The organism is Pseudomonas medicaginis (assembly GCF_965119365.1).
Classification (GTDB): domain Bacteria; phylum Pseudomonadota; class Gammaproteobacteria; order Pseudomonadales; family Pseudomonadaceae; genus Aquipseudomonas.
On the sequence record NZ_OZ221631.1, the window covers coordinates 1,865,964 to 1,888,846 of the forward strand.

Below are 22,883 nucleotides of genomic sequence, written 5' to 3' on the forward strand. Positions count from 1 at the left end.
CCGTTGGAAATGAATTTTTCACATTTTCCTGCGGCACTTCTTTTTCAAAGAGCAACTTTCAGGAAACGCCAACCATCATGCTGACTATTAAAGCCGTGCGCCCCGAGTGGGTGACACTGGCCGCCAGTGCCTTTTTGTTAGTGGGTTTCAACATCGTGCTCTGGCAACACTTGCTGACGATCACGACGGCTGACGCTCGTGGTCTGCTGATGTGCGTGGCGTTTGGCCTGATGATTTTCTGCGCGTTCAACCTGGTGTTGACGCTCGTGGCCTTCCGTCCGCTGCTCAAGCCCGTGCTGATGCTATTGTTCCTGATCAGTGCTGGCGTGGCGTATTTCATGGCCCAGTACGGTGTATTGATCGATGCGGGTATGTTGCGCAACTTTGCTGAAACCAATGCCACGGAAGTCCGCGATCTGTTGTCGCTGAAGTTATTTATCTACCTCGGGTTATTGGGGGTGCTGCCTTGCTGGTTATTGTTCAAGACCCCGATCAGCTACCGTCGCTGGCCCAAAGAGTTATTAAGTAAGTTGCTGGTTGGTGTGGCCTCGGCCGCGGTGATCGGCATGGTCGCCCTGGCCAACTACCAAGGCCTGTCTTCGTTGTTTCGCAACCACCACGAGTTGCGCTTGATGGTCGTGCCGAGCAATTACATCGGTGCTTCGTTTGGCTACTTGCGTGAGCAGGTCGCGTCGGCCAAGCAGCCGTTCATCGCGCTGGGCGAGGACGCGAGCCGCAACCCTGCCTGGCAAACCCACGGGCGTAAATCCCTGACCGTACTGGTGGTGGGCGAGAGTGCCCGGGCCGAGAACTTCGGCATCCTCGGCTATAACCGCGATACCACACCGACACTGGACAAAGAGGCCGGCCTGATCGCCTTCACCGACGTGCATTCCTGCGGCACTGAAACCGCCGTGTCGGTGCCCTGTATGTTTTCCAACATGGGACGCAAGAACTACGACGCCAGCATCGCCAAGAACGAAGAGGGTTTGCTGGACGTGCTCAAACGCGCCGGTCTGGAGGTGATCTGGCGGGACAACCAGTCCGGCTGCAAGGGCACCTGCGACCGGGTCACGCTGCAGGATGTCAGCAATCTCAAGGACCCGGCCTTGTGCGCCAACAGCGAGTGCCGCGACGAGATCCTGCTCCAGGGACTGCAGCATTTCATCGACACGCTCGACAAGGACACGGTACTGGTGCTGCACCAGATGGGCAGCCACGGGCCAGAGTACTTCAAGCGCTATCCCAAGGAGTACGAGCATTTCACCCCGGTGTGTGAAAGCAATGCACTGAACAATTGCAGCCGCGAGAGCATCGTCAATGGCTACGACAACACCCTGGTGTACACCGACCATGTGCTGTCGACCTTGATCGATCTGCTGCGGGCCAACCAGGACAAGGTCGACACGGCCATGCTCTACCTGTCGGACCATGGCGAGTCCCTGGGCGAATACAACCTGTTTCTCCATGGCACGCCCTACATGCTCGCCCCGGAGCAACAGAAGCACGTGGCAATGCTGGCCTGGTTTTCCGACAGCTATCAGAAGTCTTTTTCGGTCGACACCCATTGCCTGCAACTGAGCCGGGAAAAACCCTTGAGCCAGGACAACCTGTTCCATTCGATGCTTGGGTTGCTGGAAGTCAACAGCCAGGTCTACAACCGGGACCTGGACCTGTTCGCCAATTGTCGCGGCGCGGTGATTGACGGTGTCCTGGCAGGGAAATGAGCGCCTGGACCTTTTTTTCACGCAGGGTTGGTTAACCTGTCATCCAGTCTTTTCCAAGAGCCGTTTGTATGTCCGCGCTACCCCCGTCCACCGTCGAGCTTGAGTACGCCCGGCAGCATGACCAGGAACACGCACAGGTTTGCTGTCGGCCGACGCCTCGGCGCTTGCGCCTGGCGTTCTGGCGCGACGCGCACATGGTGCGCAACGCCCTGAAGGTGGCGGGCGAGCCAGGGCTGGTACTGGATGTGGCCTGTGGCGCCGGGCGGTTCTGGCCGGTGCTGGCCGAGCATGCCAACCGGGTGATCCTGGCGGCGGACCCGTCGCCGGACATGCTCGAACATGCGCTCACCCACCATGGCGGTGAGTGGCTCCAGCGGGTCAGGACCTTCCCGAGTTCGGCGTTCACCCTTGGGCTGTCGGCCAACGCGGTGGATTGTATTTTCTGTTTGCAACTGTTTCGCCATGTCAGGGCCAGCGAGCATCGCCTGGCGCTGTTGCACGAGTTTCATCGGGTCAGTCGCGACACGGTGATCGTTTCGGTGCAAGTCGAAGGGCGCCTCAAGCTCGGCCAGGTGCCGCAACGGAGCCTGGCCGACAAGGCCGATGTCGAAGCAGAGTTCCGCCAGGCCGGTTTCAGTGTGCTTTGGTACCAGGATTTCCTGCCCGGTTTCGCGCTGACGCGTGTTTATGTGCTGCGTAAGACCGGTTAAATCTTGTTGTAGGACTATTCTTGCTTTTTCGCAGGCGATTTCTCTCAGGCAGCTGCTCTACGGATGCTCGCAATCGCCAGCGGCGATATATACTGCGCGCCATTCTTCAAGGGAGAGCCGTGTGGCCATCGATATTCACTGGATTCGCGACAACGATAGCCTCGGTCAGTTTTGCGCCGAGTGGCAGCAGTTGCCATTCGTCGCCCTCGACACCGAATTCATGCGGGTCGACACTTTTTATCCCATTGCCGGTTTATTGCAGATCGGCGACGGCAAGCGTGCCTACCTGATCGACCCCTTGACCATCGACAATTGGCAGCCCTTGGCCGCCCTGCTGGAAAACCCGGCCGTGCTCAAGGTGTTGCACGCCTGCAGCGAAGACCTTGAAGTGCTGTTGCGCTTGACCGGCAGCTTGCCTGCGCCGCTGTTCGATACCCAATTGGCCGCCGCCTACCTGAACCTGGGGTTCTCCATGGGCTATTCGCGGCTGGTGCAGGATGTACTGGGTATCGAGTTGCCCAAGGGCGAGACCCGTTCCGACTGGTTGCAACGGCCCCTGTCCGAGACGCAGGTCAGCTATGCGGCAGAGGATGCCGTGCATCTGGCAGAAGTTTTCGTCCAACTGCGCCCGAAGCTTTCCGACGAAAAATACCGCTGGGTCCTGGAGGATGGCGCCGAACTGGTGGCCAACCTGCGTCGCGAAGTCGACCCGTACGAGGTCTACCGCGAGGCCAAGCTGGCCTGGAAACTGTCCCGCGCCCAATTGGCCGTGCTGCGCGAGCTGTGTGCCTGGCGCGAGCGCGAGGCGCGGGCCCGCGACCTGCCGCGCAACCGCATTATCCGCGAGCATTCGCTGTGGCCCCTGGCCCGTACCCAGCCGGATAACCTCGGTGCGCTGGCGAAGATCGAAGACATGCACCCGCGTACGGTGCGCCAGGACGGCCAGTTCCTGCTGGACCTGATCCAGCGCGCCGCCAGCCTCCCGCCCGAGCAGTGGCCGCCGGCCGTGGCCGAGCCGTTGCCCATCGAGGCCTCGGCCCTGGTCAAGCGCCTCCGGGCGTTGGGGCAGGCTGAAGCCGAGCGCCTGGAGATTGCCCCGGAGCTGATGCTGCGCAAGAAAACCCTCGAGGCGCTGATCAAGAGCGGCTTTCCCGAGGGCCCTTACCAATTGCCCGATTCGCTGCGTGGCTGGCGCCGCGAATTGATGGGCCAGGCGCTGCTCGACAGCCTGGCCACTGCCGGAGAACAGCCTTGAAACGTATCTGCTCCATCTACCGCAGCTCGAAGAAAAACGAGATGTACCTGTATGTGCTCAAGAGCGATGCCTTGAAGCGCGTGCCGGAGCCATTGATGGCCGCCTTTGGCAAGGCGATCCACGCCTTCGACCTGGTGCTGAGCCCCGAGCGTGAGCTGTCCCGGGAAGACATCAACAAGGTGCTGGAAAACCTCGACACCCAGGGCTATCACTTGCAGATGCCACCGGCCGAGGATGAGTACATCGAGCATTTGCCCGAAGAGTTGCTGCGCCGCAACGACCCGGTCTGACGGTTATCTGAAGTACCTGTCCTGGGTACTTTCTTGAAACACTGGAATGGTTTATTGACGACGATCGCAGGGATGGAGCGACACTCTGCCGGCGGTCGTCTGCACTGTTTTTGAAAGGTTTGATTCATGCGCGTTCTGATTGCCGAACACGATCACGCGGTGTATGCCCAGCTCCTGCGTCAGGCTGCACCCGATATTGAAGTCCTGACCAGCGGCGATTCCGCCGAACTGTCGCGACTGGCCACTGATTGCCCGGTCTGGCTCGGCCAGCCTGATCTGCTGGCCACCTTGTTGCGTCAAGGGCACCAGCCTCGTTGGTTGCAATCGACTTGGGCGGGCATCACGCCGCTGCTGGCCGACGGCTTGAGCCGCGATTACCGCCTGACCCGGGCAGTGGGCATTTTCGGCCAGGTGATGGCTGAGTACGTGCTGACCTACATGCTGGGCCATGAGCGAGAGGTGCTGGCCCGGTTGGTCAGCCAGGTCGAGCGCAAGTGGGACAATCGCCAGGGGCAAGGCCTGTCCGGGCGCAAGGTGTTGATCGTCGGGACGGGGGATATCGGCCAGCGTGTGGCGCAGTTCCTGGTACCGTTCGGCGTGCAGTTGTATGGCATTGCCAGTCAAGCCCGTGAGTTGGCGCCGTTCATCGAAGTGGGGGCACTGGAGGATCTGCCGCGGCTGGTGGGGGAAGCGGACTACGTCATCAACCTGCTGCCCAACACGCCGGATACCCATGACATCTACGACGCCGCGTTGTTCAAGCAATTCAAGCCCACCGGGTTGTTCATCAACGTCGGCCGCGGCGTGGCAGTGGTGGACGCGGACCTGGTGCAAGCCCTGAAGGACGGGCATCTGGCCGGTGCGGTGATCGACGTCTGCCGTCAGGAGCCGCTGCCGCAGCGCCATCCCTTCTGGACCGCCTGGGGCCTGCTGCTGACCGGGCACAGCTCGGCACCGACCTCGCCACCGATGATGGCGCAACTGTTCCTGGAAAACCTGCGGGCCTATCAGGCGGGCGAAGCGCTGCGCGGAGAAGTGGATTTCAGCCGGGGTTACTGAAACTGACCCCGATCAAACTGTGGGAGCGAGCTTGCTCGCGATAGCGTCAGATCAGCTACATCGATGCTGATTGATACACCGCCATCGCGAGCAAGCTCGCTCCCACAGTGGGTCTTCAGCGGTCATAAAGTGGGTTACAGGCTGAAATCGCCTTCTGCCACCAGTTCGCTCAACGGCCGGCGCGGGCTTGGGGTTTCGCGGGCCTGGAGGTATTCGGCCAGCGTCGATTTGTCCCCCAGCTTGCCAATCGCCACAGCGGCGTGCAGGGCGTAGCCTTCCGGGATCTTCAGTTCCTTGCGGGTCAACTCCTGGTCGAAACCGGCCATGCCGTGGGTATGCCAACCGCTGAGGCTGGCTTGCAGCGCCAAGTGACCCCAGGCCGCACCCGTATCGAAGGTGTGGGACTGCGCTGGGGTTTCTTCGGTGGCACCGGGAACGGCGAAGGTGGTTTTCGACACAATGATCACCAGTGCCGAGGCGTGTTGGGCCCAGCCGCGGTTGAATTCATTGAGCAGGCTCAGGAAACGCTCCCAGTTCGGCGTGTCGCGGCGTGCGTACAAGAAACGCCACGGTTGGGAGTTGTACGCCGACGGCGCCCAGCGCGCGGCTTCGAAGAAGCTCAACAAGGTGTCTTCGGCAATGCTTTCGCCGGTAAAGGCACGGGGCGACCAGCGTTCGATGAACTGAGGGTGGATAGCGTAATCGGCAATGCGGGAATTGGCGCTCATGGGCTTACCTGGCTCGAGTTTGAAAAGACAATCCAGCAACCTACGTCCCGCCGCCTGGCCTGACAAGCCCCTGCCTACCGACAGTCGCCAATGCTTGGCCTGAAGAGGCCCGGGCACTAGACTGTCGGCCTTTTCACCACCTGATGTTGATGCTTGAGCCATGGCCGCCAAAGTCGAACCGTTCTGGATACGCAAAACCCTCGATCAGCTCGATCCGCAGGAGTGGGAATCGCTGTGCGATGGCTGTGGCCTGTGCTGTCTGCAAAAACTCGAAGACGAAGATGACAACAGCGTCTACTACACACGCATCGCCTGCAAACTGCTGGACCTGAAAACCTGCCAGTGCACCGACTACCCCAACCGCCGTGAGTTCGTGCCCGATTGCATCCAGCTCACCCCGGGCAAGGCCGATGAGTTCAAATGGCTGCCGCCGACCTGCGGTTATCGGCTGGTCAGCGAGGGCAAGGACTTGCCGTTGTGGCACCACCTGGTCTGCGGCGATCGCGATGCGGTGCACCACGAACGCATTTCCCAGTCCGGGCGCATGCTGGCCGAAGGCAGCGTGCCGGAAGACGATTGGGAAGATCATCTGATTTTCCGCGCCGGCTGAACCACGGGGCGGCGCACCACCAGGGAGAACCCATGGCTGCAGGATTGAAACGGATGCTGGCGGCCGGGCTGCTGGCGGTGTGCGGGCCGCTGTGGGCAGCGCAGAAGGTCGACCTGGATTATCACGTGCACCTGTTGCCACAGAGCGATCAAGCCGAGGTGCGCCTGACCCTGGCCCGGGGGGCGGCAGTGCGCAGCCTGGATTTCGACCTCGGCGACGGCAGCCGCTACAGCGATTTCAAGGCCGACGGCCAATGGCAGCTCACCCCTGGCAAGGAGGCGCGTGGTGTGTGGCGTCCGGCCGCCGACAAGGCCAGCCTGAGCTACCGCGTGCGCATCAGCCATGCCCGCAAGAACGCCACCTTCGAAACCCGCATGACCCCGACGTGGGCATTGCTGCGCGGCGACGACCTGGTGCCGTCGGCCAAGCTCGACCAGCAGGATGGCGTCGAGCTGGTGGCTCGTCTTGAAGTTGAATTGCCCAATGGCTGGAAAAGCATCGAGACGCCCTGGCCGCGCATCGGCAAACAACGCTTCCGCATCGATAACCCTTCGCGCCTGTTCGACCGCCCTACCGGCTGGATGCTCGCCGGCAAACTGGGCAGCCGCCGCACACGCCTGGGCGAAACCGAAGTGACGGTCGCCTCGCCCCGGGGCCAGGGCATGCGCCGGATGGATGTGCTGACGCTGCTGACGTTCGTCTGGCCGCAGGTGCAAGCGCTGGTGCCGCGTCATCCGGCCAAGTTGCTGATTGTCGGCGCGGGCGACCCGTTGTGGCGTGGTGCCCAGGCTGGCCATGACTCGATTTACCTGCACAGCCGACCGCCGCTGGTCAACGAGCGGGGCAGCAGCCCGTTGTTGCGGGAGTTGGTGCAGGCGCTGGCCCGGGTCAATGATCAGGATCGCAGCGACTGGATCAGTGAGGGGTTGACCGAGTACTACGCCATTGAATTGCTGCGCCGCGCCGGTGGCCTGAGTGATGAGCGTTACCAGACCTTGAACGACCGACTGGCCCGCGAGAGCAAGGGTGTCACCACCTTGCGCGGTGAGCAGATCGGCCCGGCGGCGGTGGCCAAGGCGGTGTTGCTGTTGCAGGAACTGGACCGCGAGATCCGCCTGAAAACCCGCAACAAGCGTTCGCTGGATGATGTGCTGCAAGGGGCGATGCGCCTGGAAACGGTCGATACCGAGGAATTCGTGCAGCTCAGTGAGAGCGTTCTGGGTGGGGCCTCCACCGTGCTGGATAACCGGTTACTTCAGTGATCCGCCATCGCGAGCAAGCTCGCTCCCACATTGGATTTTCGGCGTTCACAAAACCTGTGGGAGCGAGCTTGCTCGCGATGAGGCCATCAGCGACGCTGCAAAAATCAGAGCCCAACCTTCGGCGAATCCAGCGAATCATTCCCCGTCACCGTAGCCGTGCCAGTCGCCGCCTCGGCATTGGCTTTCAAGCGGCTCAGTTCGTCACCGGCCTGCTCGATGCGGGCGCGGGCGCTGTGCAGATGCTGGCGATTCTTTTCCAACAGGCTCTTGGCCGAGCAATGCCCGGTGATGCCCCGCGCCATCGCCAGGCCGCCGATCGCCAGTTGAGCCAGGCCGATGACCCCGCCGCGGCGCAAGCCCTTGCCCATCATCAGCACACCGCCGGCCAGTGAGCCAATGCGTTCCCAGCCATGCACGTTTTGAGGCGGGTGGGATTGGAAAGGGGTGCTCTCGATCGGCTCGAACGGATTGTTATCGCTCATGATCTGTCTCCAGTGTGGGGATTGGTATAAAGCTGACTGCCCGAGCGATTGCCTTGTTCAATCGAATGTTGCACCGATCAGCGGAATTGCGGCCCCGAACGGGTGTTGTTGCCTTTGGCCATGCGGTCATACAGCACGACATTGACTGTGGCGGCCAGGTTCATGCAACCGGTGGTGGGGATATACACCACGTCCTCGCACCAATCGCGAATCTCCTTGTCCAGCGAACCGTCCTCCGGGCCGAAGATGTACAGGGCCCGGTCCGGGTGGGTGTATTCGGGCAGTGGCCGAGCGCCTTCCACCAACTCGACGGCCACCGGCACGCAACCCAGGGGCAGGATTTTCTTCAGGTCGTCTATACCGATCAGCGGGATGTCGTAGTGGACTTTCTTGGTGTCGGTGACGAAGTCGGCGGCGCGCTCATAGCGCTTGCCGGTATAGAACACCGACGCCACGCCATAGCAACCGGCGGCACGCATGACCGAACCGACGTTTTCCGGGGACTTGGGGTTGAACAGACCGATGCAGCTATAGCGTTTGTTGGCCACGGGCGGGGTGCCTTTGGGAAAAGGCGCGATTATACGGGGAATGGGGGAGGGTGGTCAGTTTCGAGATGTGTGGTTCTTGTTTGATCGCCTCGCGAGCAAGCTCGCTCCCACAATGGATTCGTGTCGCTCAAGGAATTCCTGTGGCGAGGGGATTTATCCCCGCTGGGCTGCGAAGTAGTCCCAAGGTCTCATTGCCACCGCGTGGTGTCAGACCTATCGCAGGGGGGCCGCTACGCGACCCGGCGGGGATAAATCCCCTCGCCACAATGGCTGGATTACTCGTCCTTCTTCATCAGCCCGGCCAGCGCGGCGAACGGGTTGTGGGTCGCCTTGGCGATTTTCGGGGTGCTCAGGGAGCCGTCGCCGAAATATTGCTGGTCGGTGTAGCGCGAGTGTTCGTTGTCATGGCAGTACAGGCACAACAACTCCCAATTGGAACCGTCCTGGGGGTTATTGTCGTGGTTGTGGTCGCGGTGGTGAACGGTCAGTTCGCTCAGGCGCTTGCCGGAAAACTCACGGGCGCAGCGGCCACAGACATGGGGGTACATTTTCAGGGCTTTGTCGCGGTAGCCCATCTCCCGGTCGCGCTGGGCATCGGCGAGGATGCGGTCCAGCTTGGCGGTGTTGGACGGTGGCGTTGACGAACTCATGGGTTCACCTTTGTAGACAAGACGGATGACGGTTGGACAGAGTTTAGCTCAGCCCTTGAGCTTCTCGGCAATCCAGATGGTGTGGCGGGTGCCTTTGTTGCCATGGGCGAACACTTGCACCTCTTCGGCCTTGAAGCCGGCCTTCTTCAGCTTGTCGGAAAACTGCCGGTCAGCGCTGGCCGACCACACCGCCAGTACGCCCTTGGGCCGCAGGGCCTTGGCGCAGGCGGCCAGGCCACCGGCTGAATACAACCAACTGTTGGCCTTCTGGGTCAGGCCTTCCGGACCGTTGTCGACATCGAGCATGATCGCGTCGAACCCCAGGGGTTCGGCTTGCAGTACCTTGGCCACGTCTTCCATGCGGATCACTGTGCGCGGGTCCGACAATGGCCGCCCGGCCTTTTCACCCAGGGGGCCACGGTTCCACTCCACCACGCCGGGCACGAGTTCGGCCACCACGACTTCGGCGGTCTTGCCCAGGTGCTTGAGGGCCGAGGCGAGGGTGAAACCCATGCCAAGGCCGCCGATCAGCACGCGCGAGCCGGCACGACCGGCGACCTTGCGGCAAGGAATTTCCGCCAGGGCGTCTTCGGAACCGTGCATGCGGGTGTTCATCAACTGCCCGCCGTCGCCGCCCTGGATCTTGATGACGAAGTCTTCGCCATACTCGAACAGGCACAGGGCACCGCCGTTATCAGGGATGGGCGTGGTGTCGAGCAGAACGAAACGTTTCATGGAAATCTCGTAGGAGGGCAAACCGCGCGGTAACGACTAGCCTTAAAGCAGACAATAGCCACGGAGCCATTGATGAAGTGCACCATTCTAACGGCCATTGCCCTGGCGGCGCTCTCAATAAGTTGCGCCCAGGCTCAACAACCGACGATTCCGGTCAACCCGCCGAGCATCCCCGGTTCGCCGGGCACTGCCACCCCCATGCCGTATCCGCCGGTCACGCCCAACGGTGTGCCCAAGGCAGGTCCGGGAAGCGGTGGGCCGCCCTTGCTGCCGCCCATCGAAATGCCCAGGCCGCCCAAGGACCAACCGATACCGGGCATGGAGCCCAAGCCGGTGAAGGCCAAGTCGCCGGGGGGGTAAATCGACAAGGCGCCAGATAACCTGTGGGAGCGAGCTTGCTCGCGATAGCGGTGCGTCTGTCGACTTCGATGCTGGCTGATCCACCGCCATCGCGAGCAAGCTCGCTCCCACAGGTATTGTGGTTTGGCTGTCAGACCTGCTGCGACAACAACTGCCCATCGGCCATGCGCAGGCGTTTGGACAGGGAGACGGCGAGGGCGCGGATGATCTTGGCGGCGATCTTGGGGGCGTCGTTGAGCATTTTTTCCAGGGAGTCCTTGCCCAGGTTCAGCAACTGGCAATCACTGGCGGCGATGCAACTGGCCGAGCGCCGTTCGCCGTCGAGCACGGCCATTTCGCCGAAGGCCCGGCCGCTGCGCAGCGTGGCGATGGTCACGGGCTGGCCGTCGGGGCCGGTTTTCTGCACGGCCACCTGGCCGGTGTGGATGATGCACATGAAGCTGCCGGCATCGCCCTCGCGGAAAATCGCCTCGCCCTCGGCGATGGTGCTGATGCTGAAGTAGCCGGCCGCTGCGGCGAAGTCCACAGCCAGCAACTGGTCGAACAGACCGCAGTCCATCAGCCAGTCGCGGATTTCTTTGTTCAGTAAGGTCGGTTCTGACATGTTGGTACGGTCTTTTTCTTGTGGCTGCTACGGGTTTGGATTGAAGAAGAACCCTTGTGGGAGCGAGCTTGCTCGCGATAGCGATGTGTCAGTCAACATCAATACTGACTGATCCGACGCCATCGCGAGCAAGCTCGCTCCCACAATTATCTGATCTGGGATGCCCAGCGCATGGAGCTAAGACCCGGCCATCCCACAGAGTTCCTCAACCCAATCCCAAAACCTTCAACACAAATGCATATTCGAGCGCTACGTCACGCAATCCCTGGTAACGCCCGCTCATTCCGCCGTGGCCGGCGCCCAGTTCGGTCTTGAGCAGCAGGAGGTTGTCGTCGGTCTTGGTGGCGCGCAATTTGGCCACCCACTTGGCCGCTTCCCAGTACTGCACACGGCTGTCGTTGTAACCGGCGATCACCAGCAGTGCCGGGTAGGCCTGGGCGCTGACGTTTTCGTACGGGGCGTAGGCTCGGATCCGATCATAAACGTCCGGCTCTTCTGGATTGCCCCATTCGTCGTATTCGGTGACGGTCAGCGGCAAGTCCGGGTCGAGCATGGTGTTGAGCACGTCGACGAACGGCACCTCGGCAATCGCAACCTTGAACAGCTCCGGGCGTTGGTTGAGCACCGCGCCGATCAGCAGGCCACCGGCGCTGCCGCCGCTGATCACCAGTTGCTCGGCGGTGGTGAAGCCGTTGGCGATCAAATGCTCGGCACAGGCGATGAAATCGCCGAACGTGTTGTGCTTGTGTTCCTGTTTGCCGGCGCGATACCAGGCTTCCCCCAGCTCGCCGCCACCGCGCACATGGGCGATGGCAAACGCCACGCCGCGGTCGAGCAGGCTTAGCCGTGCATGGGAAAACCACGGGTCGAGGCTTTCGCCATAGGCACCGTAGCCGTACAGGTACAGCGGCACTGGCCGACCGAGGGCTTCGCGCTTGACCACCAGGCTGATGGGCACCTGGGTGCCGTCCGGCGCAGTCGCCCAAAGCCGCTGGCTGACGTAGGCATCGGCGTCGAACGGGCCCAGTACCGGGGTTTGCTTGAGCACGACCTGTGCGCCGCTGGCCAAATCCAACTGACGGATCTGTGCCGGACGGTTCAAGGCCTCGTAGCGCAGGCGGATGCGGTCGCTGACGAATTCCAGGCTGTTCTGCACGTGCAGGCTATAGGCCGCGTCCGGCAGTTGCACCCGATACGCCGGCAAGCCCTGGGGATGCACTTCGATGATCGGCAGGCCGCCCTCGCGCAGGCTCAAGGTCATGGCCCAGGCGTTCAGGCTCAGGCCGTCGATCATCACCGTGTCGCTGTGGGGGATCAGGTTCTGCCAGTCGCCCTCGGTCGGTGTCACGCCCGTGTCGGCAGCCTGGTACAGGGCGAAGTTGATCCCGTCGCGGTTGCTGCGGATCAACCAGGTCCATTGGCCATCGAGCAGGCCGTGGTCGACGTCGTATTCATGGTTTTCCACGCGGGGCGCCAGGCAGGTAAAGGGGCGCTGCGGTTGCGCAGCGTCCAGTACCCAAACTTCACTGGTGGTCTTGCTGCCCAGGGACAGGATCAACTGCTTTTCCGAACTCGAACGGTAGCAATGCAGGAAGAAACGCCCGTCCGGCTCATGGAACACTTCTTCGGCGGCCGTGCCGTCCAGGCGATAGCGCCAGAGTTTGTGGGGGCGGTGGGTGTCGTCCAGTTCACCGAAAAACAGCGTCAGGCTGTCGTTGGCCCAGGTCATGCTGCCGTCGCAGTTGTCGAAGGACAGTTCGCTGACCTTGTCGTTGGACAACTCCTTCACGAACAGGGTGTAGATCTCTTCGCCCGTGGTATCCAGGCTGTAGGCCAGGCGCTGATGGTCGGGGCTGATGCTGAACGCGCCCAGAGAGAAGAAACCGCCACCGGCCAGCTCGTTGGGGTCCAGCAGCAGTTGTTCGCGGCTCTCGTCCACGGTCAGGCTGTCGTCGGCCGGGCGCGGGCAGCGGTAATGGCGTGGGTATTCGTCGCCGGCCGTGGTGCGGGTGTAATACAGGTACGGGCCCCAGGGCGAGGGCAGCGACAGGTCGGTCTCGAGGATCCGGCCCTTGATTTCCTGGAACAGGGTTTCGCGCAGTTCGGCCTGATCGGCGAGTTGCGTCTCCTGGTAGCTGTTTTCCGCCTTGAGGTAGTCGAGCACGGCGTCGGTGTCGCGTTCCTGCAGCCAGGCGTATGGGTCAACACCGGCGTCCCTGCGGGCAATCGGGGCGTTGGAAACGTGGGCAGATAGGGACATGAAAGGCTCTCGAACGTGGTACGAAAAGGGACACGCGACCTGGACAGAAGCCACCGCACAGGCCATTCGCCAGACGCCGGGGCAGCCTGACGCGCGAAAAGCCGTTACTATAAGCGTCTCTTTGCCTGCCTTGCCATGGACACCATGACCGAGAATGATTATCTGATCGCCTGGGGCCTCTACGCCTTCGCCGCCCTGGGTTGCCTGCTGGTGTGGATGCGCATGACCCGCTGGATGTGGCGTTGGTTGCGCGAGCCGTTGCGCCTGCTGATGGCGGTGTTGCTGTTCAGCCCCACCGTCGTCGACCCGGTGAAGGACAAAGTGGCCCCGGCCTTGGCCATTGTCGCCCTGGACGTCTTGTTCAAGGTCGGCAACAACGTCTGGCGGGCGGCGTCCGATCTGCTCATGTACGGCATGATCGCCTTCGGCCTCTACCTGGTGATCGTGCTGGTCCGCTTCCCCATCGAGCGGGCCGCCAACGCGCGCAAGGAGCGGGCTGTCGCTGCAAAAGCCGCCGTGGCGGCCGATGAGCCGGAGGACGAACCACCGTTCGGCGTGGCCGGTGATGACCGCTACGGTCGCCCGCCGGTGCCGAGCAACCCCCAGCGTTCGCGAATCGAACCGCGCCTGTAAGCAGGCCTGCCCCTTGAAGCGAGAGTTCGAGCATGTGTGAGTTACTGGGCATGAGCGCCAATGTGCCGACCGACATCGTGTTCAGCTTCACCGGGCTGATGCAGCGCGGCGGCAAGACCGGGCCGCACCGGGACGGTTGGGGCATCGCCTTCTATGAAGGCCGTGGCCTGCGCCTGTTCCAGGACCCGGCCGCCAGCAGTGAATCCGAAGTGGCGAACCTGGTGCAGCGCTATCCGATCAAGAGCGAAGTGGTGATCGGGCATATCCGCCAGGCCAACGTCGGCAAGGTCTGCCTGTCCAATACCCATCCGTTCGTGCGGGAGTTGTGGGGCCGCAACTGGTGTTTTGCCCACAACGGCCAGCTCGCCGATTTCCGGCCCGGCGTGAGTTTCTACCGCCCGGTGGGCGACACCGACAGCGAAGCGGCTTTCTGCGATCTGCTCAACCGCGTGCGCCAGGCCTTCCCCGAGCCGGTGGAGGTGGAACAACTGCTGCCGTCGTTGATCGAGGCCTGCGCCGAATACCGCGGCAAAGGCGTGTTCAATTGCCTGCTCAGCGATGGCGACTGGCTGTTCTGCTATTGCTCGACCAAACTGGCCCAGATCACCCGTCGCGCGCCGTTTGGCCCGGCGCGGCTCAAGGACGTGGATGTGATTGTCGATTTCCAGGCGGAAACCACACCCAACGACGTGGTCACGGTGATCGCCACCGAACCCTTGACCGAAAACGAAACCTGGACCCGCTACGAACCGGGCCAATGGAGCCTGTGGCGACGCGGCGAATGCGTCAGCCACGGCCGGACCGAATAAGGACGTCACGCTATGTTGCTCAGTTATCTACGGCTGGTGTTGTTCGCGGTGGGCCTGTTGGTGGGTGTCCAGGTGCCGGGCTTCATCAATGATTACGCCAAGCGGGTCGAGGCTCACCTGATCGAGGCGCAGACCGGCCTGCAAGGTTTCCAGGGCACCGCCAACCAGTTCTTCAAGGGCGACATGCAGGCCTTGGTGGCCCATTACCGCGCCAGCGAAGACCCGATCTTTCGCAGCGATGCCGACAGCCTGAACACCTTGCTCGTGCGCCAGCAGGCCTTGGACAAGCAATTCCAGGCCATGCAGGGGCCGTGGTACATCCGCCTGCTGCAAGTGGCGCTGGCCGCCGATCCGGACATCCGCAAGGAGACCTGGAACGGCTACAGCTACCAGATCCTGCTGACCCCCGAGGCCATGGTCTGGGGCATCAGCGGCGCAATGTTGCTGTCGTTCGGCCTGGAATGCCTGTTCCGCCTGATCGACTGGGTGGTGCTGGGCGGCAAGCGCCTGCGCCAGGGGCGGCCGATCGAAGAGCGGGATTTGCGCGGGCTGTAGCCCACAGTGGCCTTGTTGTTGTTGTTGTTGTTGTTGTTGTTGTTGTTGTTGTTGTTGTTGTTGTTGTGGCGAGGGGATTTATCCCCGCTGGGCTGCGAAGCAGCCCCCCAATGCAACGATAGAAATGATCACGCCTGCCACATGTGGTGGCCTTGTCAGGGGCCGCTTCGCGCCCCAGCGGGGATAAATCCCCTCGCCACAACGGTGCTCGGCCAGCCTCTCCCTCCTATACCAATCAAGTTTTTCTTATGACCCAGCCAGGGTTTTATTCGTTGGACGGGATCGGCTGTGCGCTCAAGAATCGGGGCAACGGTCTCCACGTCATCGTCGTCGAGACTCACAACAATAAAGCCGTGGAGAACCACCATGAGTGCACCCGACACGCTCGGCGTCCCCCAACCCCAGGCCCGTTCCGGCCCGTTCGATTGGTACCGCAACATCAATCAGCAGGAACGTCGCACTTTCTGGAGCTGCAAGATCGGCTACGCCCTGGACGGTATGGACACCCAGATGCTCAGTTTCGTCGTGCCGACCCTGATCGCGATGTGGGGCATTACCACCGGCCAGGCCGGCCTGATCCACACCAGCACCTTGATCGCCTCGGCCATCGGTGGCTGGGTGGCGGGCATTCTCTCCGACCGCATCGGTCGGGTGCGCACCCTGCAACTGACGGTGCTGTGGTTCGCGTTCTTCACTTTCCTGTGCGGCTTTGCCCAGAGCTACGAACAGCTGTTGATCGCTCGCACGTTGATGGGCTTCGGCTTCGGCGGTGAGTGGACCGCCGGTGCGGTGCTGATGGGCGAGGTGATCCGGGCCAAGGACCGCGGCAAGGCGGTGGGCATGGTGCAGTCGGGCTGGGCGCTGGGCTGGGGCATGACGGCGATCCTGTATGCACTGCTGTTCTCGGTATTGCCGCCGGAAGACGCCTGGCGTGCACTGTTCATCCTCGGCATCGTGCCAGCGGTGTTCGTGATTTTCGTCCGCCGGCTGGTCAAGGACCCGGAAGTCTATAACCAGACCAAGGCCCGGCTGACGCCGGAAAATCCCGCGAAATTCTACGAGATCTTTGCCCCGGGCATCCTCTTCACCACCTTTCGCGCCTCGCTGCTGACCACCGGTGCGTTGGGTGGCTACTACGCCATCACGTCCTGGCTGCCGACGTTCCTCAAGAATGAACGTGGCTTGAGCGTATTGGGCACCGGTGGCTACCTGGCGATGGTCATCGTCGGCTCCTACGTGGGCTATGTCATCAGTGCGTACCTGTCGGACATCCTGGGGCGCAAGAAGAACTTCGTCCTGTACGCGGTGGGTTCTTTCACCATCGTCTTGCTGTACACCCAGGTGCCGGTGAGCAATAACGTGATGCTCTGGCTGGGCTTTCCCCTGGGGTTCTTCGCTTCCGGGATGTTCAGCGGCATGGGCTCGTTCCTCACCGAGCTGTTTCCTACGCGTATCCGGGGTTCGGGCCAGGGTTTCTGCTACAACATCGGCCGGGCGGTGGCGGCCTTGTTCCCGCTGTTGATTGGCTTGCTGAGCCAGAAAGTGCCCCTGAGCGTGGGTATCGGAGCGTTCGCGGCGGTGTCCTATGGTGTGGTGATCCTCGCGGCCCTGAGCCTGCCGGAAACCCAAGGCAAGCAGTTGGAAGCCGAGTAACTGATAACCTGTGGGGCATGAGCCCCACAGTTAAACAAAGAAAGCACCTACAGGAGCGTTCACTGTGAACCGCCTGCTACTGAATTGCGACATCGGCGAGAGCTTCGGCAGCTGGACCATGGGTCTGGACGCCGAGGTGATGCCCTTCATCGATTGCGCCAACATCGCCTGCGGCTTCCACGCCGGCGACCCGAGCATCATGCGCAAGACCGTCAGCCTGGCCCTGGGCCATGGCGTGCGGATCGGCGCGCACCCGGCCTATCAGGACCTGGCGGGCTTCGGCCGCCGTTCCATGGCCTATGGCGCCCAGGAATTGCAGGACGTGCTGCACTACCAGATCGGCGCCCTCGACGGCATCTGCCGGGCCCAGGGTGGGCGGGTCAGCTACGTCAAACCCCATGGGGCGATGTACAACGACATGATGGCCAACCCGGCGCAACTGCGCGCAGTGATCCAGGCTGTCGCCGCCTATGATCGGCAACTGCCGCTGATGCTGATGGCCACCCGGGACAACAGCGCCGCCCAGGCCCTGGGTGACGAGTACGGCCTGACCCTGTGGTTCGAAGCCTTCGCCGACCGCGCCTACGACAGCGCCGGTCACCTGGTCTCGCGGCAAGCGCCGGGCGCGGTGCACCACGATCCCGACGTCATTATCGGGCAGGCGCTGACCATCGCCCGTGGCGATGCGTTGACCGCCAGTGACGGCAGCGCCTTGCACCTGGAGGCCAATACTTTGTGCGTGCACGGTGACAACGCCAGCTCCGTGGCGGCCGTGCAACGCATCCGTGAAGCCCTGGATCGGCAGAGCGCGCCATGAAACCACGCTTGGAAGTGGTGGCGGTGGACTGCCTGATGGTGCGCCTGTTCGATGAGATCGCCGAGGCCAACATGCCCTGGATGCTCGCGGCCAGCGAGCGTCTGCGAGCGGTGTTTGCCGAGCACCTGATCGACCTGGTGCCGTCCTATACCACGTTGATGGTGCATTACGATTTGCTCGCCCTGAACCCGGTGCAGGCTCGTGAATTGATCGACGAAGCGTTGAATAACCTTTCACCGGATGCCCGGTCCGCCGGCCAAGGCCACGTGCTGCCGGTGTGGTACGACCTCAGTGTCGGGCCGGAGCTGGAGCTGCTGGCGAGCCGCAGCGGGCTGTCAATCGCCCAGGTGATCCGCCGCCACAGCGAACGCGAGTACCAGGTGTTTGCCCTGGGCTTCGCTCCTGGCTTCGCCTTCATGGGGCTGGTGGACGAGGAGCTGGCCGCACCGCGCCTCGACACGCCGCGCAAACGCGTGGCAGCGGGCAGCGTTGGTATCGCTGAGCGCCAGACCGCGGCGTATCCGGTGGTATCGCCCGGGGGCTGGAACCTGATCGGTCGCACCCCGACCAAACTGTTTGATCGCGAGCGCGATGGCTACAGCCTGATGCAGCCGGGGGACACGGTGCGCTTTACCCCCGTGGACCACGCCGAATTCATCGCGCTGGGTGGCGATGACACGCCGTTGGAGGCCCAGGCATGAGCCGGTTGTTGATCGAGGCCAGCACGCCGCTGTGCCTGTTGCAGGACGCCGGCCGTTTCGGTGTGAGGCACCTGGGCGTGACCCAGGGTGGCGCGGCGGACTGGTTGTCGATGGCCTGGGCCAACTGGATGCTCGGCAATCCCCTGGGGGCCGCCGTGGTGGAGGTTACTCTCGGCGGTTTCACCGTGGTGGCTGAAGAGGATTGCGTGCTGGCGCTGGCCGGGGCGGACCTGGGCGCGCGGTTGGACGGCCAGGGCGTGGCGTCGTGGCGTTTCTTCAGCTTGCGCAAAGGCCAGGTGCTGGCGCTCACCCAGCCGGTGCTCGGTGCCCGGGCCTACCTGGCAGCCCCTGGCGGTTTCAATGCACCGACGGTGCTGGGCAGCCGGGCGACGGTGGTCCGCGAAGAACTCGGTGGCCCGGATGGACGCGGGAGGGCGTTGAGTCGCGGCGCGCATTTGAGCTATTCAGGCACGCCGACGCCTCGGCCCATGCCCCACACGCGGATTCCGGATTTCCAGCAAGCGCAACCGTTGGACCTGATCCTGGGCGCGCAGAATGGCGCATTCAGTGGGCGGAGCCTGTTCGATGCGTTCAACACCCCGTGGACGCTGGACAGTCGCGCCGACCGCATGGGCATGCGCTTGCTGGGCGCGGCGCTGGAGTATCAGGGGCCGGCGATGATTTCCGAAGGCATTCCCCTGGGCGCCGTGCAGGTGCCGCCGGACGGCCAGCCGATCGTGCTGCTCAACGACCGGCAGACCATCGGTGGTTATCCACGCTTGGGCGCCTTGACCCCCTTGGCCCTGGCCCGGCTGGCGCAATGCCTGCCGGGGGCGCAGGTGCGGTTGCGGCCGGTGGTGCAGGAGGTTGCGCATCGGCAGCAGGTGGAGTGCTTGCGCAGTTTTCTCGACCGCTAAAAGCATCGCGAGCAAGCTCGCTCCCACAGGGGATCTCATGTGCGACGAAGATCCAGTGTGGGAGCGAGCTTGCTCGCGATGAGGCCCTAAAGGGCACCAAAGAATCTACTTGGACAGAAACCGCATCCCTTCTTCCAACCCCCGCAAGGTCAGCGGGTACATCCGGTCTTCCACCAGCTCGCGCACGATGTTGGTGGAGGCGGTGTAGCCCCAGGTGTCCTTGGGGTACGGGTTGATCCAGATGAGCTTCTTGTACTTCTCCATGAAGCGCTGCATCCACACATAACCCGCTTCTTCGTTCCAGTGTTCGACGCTGCCGCCAGCCTGGGTGATTTCATAGGGTGCCATGGCGGCGTCGCCGATGAAGATCACTTTGTAGTCGGCGCCGTACTTGTGCAGCAAGTCCTGGGTCGAGGTGCGCTCCGAGGTGCGGCGCAGGTTGTTTTTCCACACCGATTCGTAGACGAAGTTGTGGAAGTAGAAGTACTCCAGGTGCTTGAACTCGGTCTTGCAGGCCGAGAACAGTTCTTCGCAGATCTTCACGTGGGCATCCATCGAGCCACCGATGTCGAACAGCAGCAACAGCTTGACGGTGTTGCGTCGCTCCGGGCGCATCTGGATGTTCAGCAGGCCGGCGTCCCGCGCGGTGTGGTCGATGGTGCCATCGATGTCCAGCTCTTCGGCCGCACCCTGGCGGGCGAACTTGCGCAGGCGGCGCAGGGCGATCTTGATGTTGCGGGTGCCCAGTTCCACTTGGTCGTCGAGGTTTTTGTACTCGCGTTGGTCCCAGACCTTAACCGCCTTGCCCTGTCGCTTGCCGGCGTCGCCGACCCGGATGCCTTCGGGGTTGAAGCCACCGGAGCCGAACGGGCTGGTGCCGCCGGTGCCGATCCACTTGTTGCCGCCGGCATGGCGTTCCTTCTGTTCCTCGAGGCGTTTCTTGAATTCTTCGATCAGCTTGTCCAGGCCGCCCAGGGATTGGATCTGTGCCCGTTCCTCATCGGTCAGCGAGCGTTCGAATTCCTTGCGCAACCAGTCTTCGGGAATCAGCGCCTGAAGGTGATCGTCGAGTTTCTCCAGACCATTGAAGTACGCGGCGAACGCCCGGTCGAATTTGTCGAAATGCCGTTCGTCCTTCACCAGGATCGCCCGGGACAGGTAATAGAACTCGTCCATGTCGGCGAAGATCACCCGCTGTTTCAGCGCGTTGATCAGGTCCAGCAGTTCACGCACCGACACGGGCACCTTGGCGGCGCGCATCTCATTGAACAGGTTAAGCAGCATGGCAATCGCCCTCGCTCTTGTTAAACGAAGAGGATCAGCGAGTGCCGCGACGGCTCATGAACGCCAGGCGCTCGAGCAGTTGCACGTCCTGCTCGTTCTTGACCAGGGCACCGGCCAGCGGCGGAATGGCCTTGGTCGGATCACGTTCGCGCAGCACCGCTTCGCCAATGTTGTCGGCCATCAGCAGCTTGAGCCAGTCCACCAGTTCGGACGTGGAAGGCTTTTTCTTCAGGCCCGGCACCTTGCGCACGTCGAAGAACACGTCCAGCGCTTCACTGACCAGGTCCTTCTTGATGTCCGGGTAATGCACATCGACGATTTTCTGCAGCGTCGCGCGGTCGGGGAAGGCGATGTAGTGGAAGAAGCAGCGGCGCAGGAAGGCGTCCGGCAGTTCCTTTTCGTTGTTGGAGGTAATGATGATGATCGGGCGCTGCTTGGCCTTGATGGTTTCGTCGGTCTCGTAGACGTAGAACTCCATCTTGTCGAGTTCCTGCAGCAGGTCGTTGGGGAACTCGATGTCGGCCTTGTCGATTTCGTCGATCAGCAGGATCACCCGTTCCTCGGACTCGAACGCTTCCCAGAGCTTGCCCTTCTTCAGGTAGTTGCGCACGTCGTGGACCTTGTCCACGCCCAGTTGCGAGTCCCGCAGGCGGCTGACCGCGTCGTACTCGTACAAGCCCTGGTGAGCCTTGGTGGTGGACTTGATGTGCCAAGTGATCAGGCGCGCACCGAAGGACTCGGCCAGTTGTTCGGCCAGCATGGTCTTGCCGGTGCCCGGTTCGCCCTTGACCAGCAACGGCCGCTCCAGGGTGATGGCGGCGTTCACGGCCAGTTTCAGGTCATCGGTGGCCACGTAGGCGCGGGTGCCTTCGAACTTCATCTGCAACTCCTCGAACGGTGTCGCCGGCCTGGCGAGGCGGGGCGCGCGAAATAAATATCGTGCCCGACTATACCGCGAGGCCCCGCCGACTGTGAACGCAGACGCTGTATTCAGTCTCTGAATGGGGCGTCACATGTTGACTCAGTCTGGGCGTATTTCCATGGGGACTACCCCCTCGCCACAAAGAAGACGCAAGCCCTAATCGGCCGACGGCGGTGGCTGCTCATAGCGGGCATTGAAGGCCTGGACGAATCCGTTGCGCAGGATCTGCAGGAAGGCTTCGAAGGCGCTGATGTCCTGCTGGTGGACATTGCCACTGAGTTCCACCCGGGTGGCGAACTGGTTCTTGCGCTGGTTCTTGAGGGCCGTTTCGCCCGTGCCGACCAGCGCTTCCCAGATCGAGCGGAAGATGTTCTTGTTCTGGTTCTCCACGTCCTGCTGCCAGTCGAACACGTCGACATCACGCAGCAATGGCTTGATATAGCCGCTGAGCCTGGCGTTATTCGCTTCAGCCTCGATCACCAGGTCACCATGGCCGGCATTGAAATCGAACTTGCCATAGGCTGCGGCAAAATCGTTCAGGCGCTTGAGTTCGATATTCCTGGCCCGCAGGCGGAAATCGAAATCTTCGAAGTTGCTCAAGGGGTCGAAGGTGGCCTGCATCTCCAGGGGCGCATGTTCGGCCACCAGGGCCTTGCCTTCGAAACGGGCGTCGCGCTTGCCTTTGGTGTCGACCACGTTGGTCAGGTTATAGAAGCTGGCGTTGACGTCGGTGGCCCGCAGGTTGACCGGTGGCTTGGAGTTGAAATTGCGAAAGGTGACCTTGCCTTCCCTGATGCGCACTTCGTTGAAGGTGATGGGCAACAGTTTGCTCAGTTGCTCGCGCCAGTTGGTGCCCTGACCCGTCTGGGAGTTCTGCCGGTTGGCGCCGCCGTCGACGAAGTTCACTTCGGGGCGGGCGAATTCCACTTCGGCCACCACCGCGTGGTCGTACCACAGTGAGTGCCAGCTCACCGACAAGTCCACCAGTGGCGCGTCGACGAACGGCACCGGGACCTTGCCGTCGACCTTGACGATTTTCAGGCCGTTGATCCGGTAGGCACCGCGCCACAGGGCCAGGTCCACGTCGGTGATCTGGCCGCGATAGTCACCCATGTCGGCCAGCTTATCGTTCAGGTAGTCGCGCACCAGGTAGGGCAGGGCGAAATGCAGGGCCACCAGCACCGCGACGAGGGTGGCGAAAACCCACAGGGGCCAGCGGTATCGACGCTTCATGTCAGTCAGTCTCCAGCGATTATTGGGGGAGCGCCTCCTTATGCCATTGACTGTCGCAGCAACGGGAACGTTCGGTGCA

General features: G+C 62.3%; 25 protein-coding genes. 15 read left to right on the plus strand and 10 right to left on the minus strand.

Annotated elements, in window-relative coordinates:
* Window positions 1-77 precede the first annotated feature (77 nt).
* The 5 genes from ACMTA2_RS08340 to ACMTA2_RS08360 all read left to right on the plus strand — a co-directional run bounded on the left by ACMTA2_RS08340 (window position 78) and on the right by ACMTA2_RS08360 (window position 5,041).
* Window positions 78-1,727: a phosphoethanolamine transferase gene (locus tag ACMTA2_RS08340; RefSeq protein ID WP_413794470.1), complete on the plus strand. Its 1,650-nt coding sequence runs from the start codon at window positions 78-80 to the stop codon at window positions 1,725-1,727.
* 68 nt (window positions 1,728-1,795) lie between these two features.
* Window positions 1,796-2,437: a class I SAM-dependent methyltransferase gene (locus ACMTA2_RS08345; protein WP_413794471.1), complete on the plus strand. Its 642-nt coding sequence runs from the start codon at window positions 1,796-1,798 to the stop codon at window positions 2,435-2,437.
* A 121-nt stretch (window positions 2,438-2,558) separates the two neighbouring features.
* Window positions 2,559-3,692 (plus strand): ribonuclease D, encoded by a 1,134-nt coding sequence (rnd, locus tag ACMTA2_RS08350; protein WP_413794472.1) that lies wholly within the window; start codon window positions 2,559-2,561, stop codon window positions 3,690-3,692.
* Window positions 3,689-3,982, plus strand: coding sequence for a YcgL domain-containing protein (locus ACMTA2_RS08355; protein ID WP_053120094.1), 294 nt, complete (start codon window positions 3,689-3,691; stop codon window positions 3,980-3,982). The genes rnd and ACMTA2_RS08355 overlap by 4 nt, the downstream gene beginning before the upstream one ends.
* Window positions 3,983-4,108: 126 nt before the next feature.
* Entirely contained in the window at window positions 4,109-5,041 is a 933-nt protein-coding gene (locus tag ACMTA2_RS08360) for a D-2-hydroxyacid dehydrogenase (RefSeq protein ID WP_413794473.1), read from the plus strand.
* Between the two features lie 134 nt (window positions 5,042-5,175).
* Here ACMTA2_RS08360 and ACMTA2_RS08365 read toward each other — a convergent pair whose 3' ends face one another.
* Window positions 5,176-5,769: a nitroreductase family protein gene (locus ACMTA2_RS08365; protein WP_413794474.1), complete on the minus strand. Its 594-nt coding sequence runs from the start codon at window positions 5,767-5,769 to the stop codon at window positions 5,176-5,178.
* Between the two features lie 160 nt (window positions 5,770-5,929).
* On the opposite strand from ACMTA2_RS08365, the gene ACMTA2_RS08370 reads away from it, so the two are divergent.
* Window positions 5,930-6,379, plus strand: coding sequence for a YcgN family cysteine cluster protein (locus ACMTA2_RS08370; RefSeq protein ID WP_413794475.1), 450 nt, complete (start codon window positions 5,930-5,932; stop codon window positions 6,377-6,379).
* A 32-nt stretch (window positions 6,380-6,411) separates the two neighbouring features.
* Complete coding sequence (locus ACMTA2_RS08375; protein ID WP_413794476.1) at window positions 6,412-7,641, plus strand: hypothetical protein; 1,230 nt, start codon at window positions 6,412-6,414, stop codon at window positions 7,639-7,641.
* A 104-nt stretch (window positions 7,642-7,745) separates the two neighbouring features.
* Here the strand turns inward: ACMTA2_RS08375 and ACMTA2_RS08380 are convergent, their stop codons facing one another.
* The 4 genes from ACMTA2_RS08380 to ACMTA2_RS08395 all read right to left on the minus strand — a co-directional run bounded on the left by ACMTA2_RS08380 (window position 7,746) and on the right by ACMTA2_RS08395 (window position 10,056).
* Complete coding sequence (locus tag ACMTA2_RS08380; protein WP_413794477.1) at window positions 7,746-8,123, minus strand: YgaP family membrane protein; 378 nt, start codon at window positions 8,121-8,123, stop codon at window positions 7,746-7,748.
* A 77-nt stretch (window positions 8,124-8,200) separates the two neighbouring features.
* Window positions 8,201-8,671, minus strand: coding sequence for an RNA methyltransferase (locus tag ACMTA2_RS08385; protein ID WP_413794478.1), 471 nt, complete (start codon window positions 8,669-8,671; stop codon window positions 8,201-8,203).
* 275 nt (window positions 8,672-8,946) lie between these two features.
* Window positions 8,947-9,321 (minus strand): YajD family HNH nuclease, encoded by a 375-nt coding sequence (locus tag ACMTA2_RS08390; RefSeq protein ID WP_003184246.1) that lies wholly within the window; start codon window positions 9,319-9,321, stop codon window positions 8,947-8,949.
* 48 nt (window positions 9,322-9,369) lie between these two features.
* Window positions 9,370-10,056, minus strand: coding sequence for a spermidine synthase (locus ACMTA2_RS08395; RefSeq protein ID WP_413794479.1), 687 nt, complete (start codon window positions 10,054-10,056; stop codon window positions 9,370-9,372).
* 72 nt (window positions 10,057-10,128) lie between these two features.
* Between ACMTA2_RS08395 and ACMTA2_RS08400 the strand changes: the two genes are divergently transcribed.
* Complete coding sequence (locus tag ACMTA2_RS08400) at window positions 10,129-10,416, plus strand: hypothetical protein (RefSeq protein WP_413794480.1); 288 nt, start codon at window positions 10,129-10,131, stop codon at window positions 10,414-10,416.
* A 130-nt stretch (window positions 10,417-10,546) separates the two neighbouring features.
* On the opposite strand, the gene ACMTA2_RS08405 is transcribed toward ACMTA2_RS08400, so the two are convergent.
* Both ACMTA2_RS08405 and ACMTA2_RS08410 read right to left on the minus strand, forming a co-directional pair.
* Window positions 10,547-11,020, minus strand: a complete 474-nt coding sequence (locus ACMTA2_RS08405; protein ID WP_413794481.1) for a cyclic nucleotide-binding domain-containing protein — start codon at window positions 11,018-11,020, stop codon at window positions 10,547-10,549.
* 205 nt (window positions 11,021-11,225) lie between these two features.
* Window positions 11,226-13,280: a S9 family peptidase gene (locus ACMTA2_RS08410; RefSeq protein ID WP_413794482.1), complete on the minus strand. Its 2,055-nt coding sequence runs from the start codon at window positions 13,278-13,280 to the stop codon at window positions 11,226-11,228.
* A 135-nt stretch (window positions 13,281-13,415) separates the two neighbouring features.
* Here ACMTA2_RS08410 and ACMTA2_RS08415 point away from each other — a divergent pair, with 135 nt between their 5' ends.
* The 7 genes from ACMTA2_RS08415 (at window position 13,416) to ACMTA2_RS08445 (ending at window position 19,365) form a co-directional block, all read left to right on the plus strand.
* Window positions 13,416-13,913: an MFS transporter gene (locus ACMTA2_RS08415; RefSeq protein WP_413794483.1), complete on the plus strand. Its 498-nt coding sequence runs from the start codon at window positions 13,416-13,418 to the stop codon at window positions 13,911-13,913.
* Window positions 13,914-13,945: 32 nt separating this feature from the next.
* Window positions 13,946-14,722, plus strand: coding sequence for a class II glutamine amidotransferase (locus ACMTA2_RS08420; protein WP_413794484.1), 777 nt, complete (start codon window positions 13,946-13,948; stop codon window positions 14,720-14,722).
* A 12-nt stretch (window positions 14,723-14,734) separates the two neighbouring features.
* Entirely contained in the window at window positions 14,735-15,277 is a 543-nt protein-coding gene (locus ACMTA2_RS08425) for a DUF2937 family protein (RefSeq protein WP_018607553.1), read from the plus strand.
* Window positions 15,278-15,643: 366 nt separating this feature from the next.
* Window positions 15,644-16,930 (plus strand): MFS transporter, encoded by a 1,287-nt coding sequence (locus ACMTA2_RS08430; protein ID WP_413794485.1) that lies wholly within the window; start codon window positions 15,644-15,646, stop codon window positions 16,928-16,930.
* Window positions 16,931-16,994: 64 nt separating this feature from the next.
* Window positions 16,995-17,747 (plus strand): 5-oxoprolinase subunit PxpA, encoded by a 753-nt coding sequence (locus ACMTA2_RS08435; protein WP_413794486.1) that lies wholly within the window; start codon window positions 16,995-16,997, stop codon window positions 17,745-17,747.
* Window positions 17,744-18,448: a 5-oxoprolinase subunit PxpB gene (gene pxpB / locus ACMTA2_RS08440; protein WP_413794487.1), complete on the plus strand. Its 705-nt coding sequence runs from the start codon at window positions 17,744-17,746 to the stop codon at window positions 18,446-18,448. Before ACMTA2_RS08435 ends, pxpB begins: the two co-directional genes overlap by 4 nt.
* The gene (locus ACMTA2_RS08445) at window positions 18,445-19,365 is read left to right on the plus strand and encodes a 5-oxoprolinase subunit C family protein (RefSeq protein WP_413794488.1); all 921 of its coding nucleotides are present in this window, start codon (window positions 18,445-18,447) and stop codon (window positions 19,363-19,365) included. Before pxpB ends, ACMTA2_RS08445 begins: the two co-directional genes overlap by 4 nt.
* A gap of 105 nt (window positions 19,366-19,470) precedes the next feature.
* Here the strand turns inward: ACMTA2_RS08445 and ACMTA2_RS08450 are convergent, their stop codons facing one another.
* From ACMTA2_RS08450 to ACMTA2_RS08460, 3 genes are all read right to left on the minus strand, one after another.
* Window positions 19,471-20,649 (minus strand): vWA domain-containing protein, encoded by a 1,179-nt coding sequence (locus tag ACMTA2_RS08450; RefSeq protein WP_003198888.1) that lies wholly within the window; start codon window positions 20,647-20,649, stop codon window positions 19,471-19,473.
* Between the two features lie 34 nt (window positions 20,650-20,683).
* Window positions 20,684-21,529, minus strand: coding sequence for an AAA family ATPase (locus tag ACMTA2_RS08455; protein WP_304550908.1), 846 nt, complete (start codon window positions 21,527-21,529; stop codon window positions 20,684-20,686).
* Window positions 21,530-21,727: 198 nt separating this feature from the next.
* The gene (locus ACMTA2_RS08460; protein ID WP_413794489.1) at window positions 21,728-22,804 is read right to left on the minus strand and encodes a DUF748 domain-containing protein; all 1,077 of its coding nucleotides are present in this window, start codon (window positions 22,802-22,804) and stop codon (window positions 21,728-21,730) included.
* Between the last annotated feature and the right edge of the window lie 79 nt (window positions 22,805-22,883).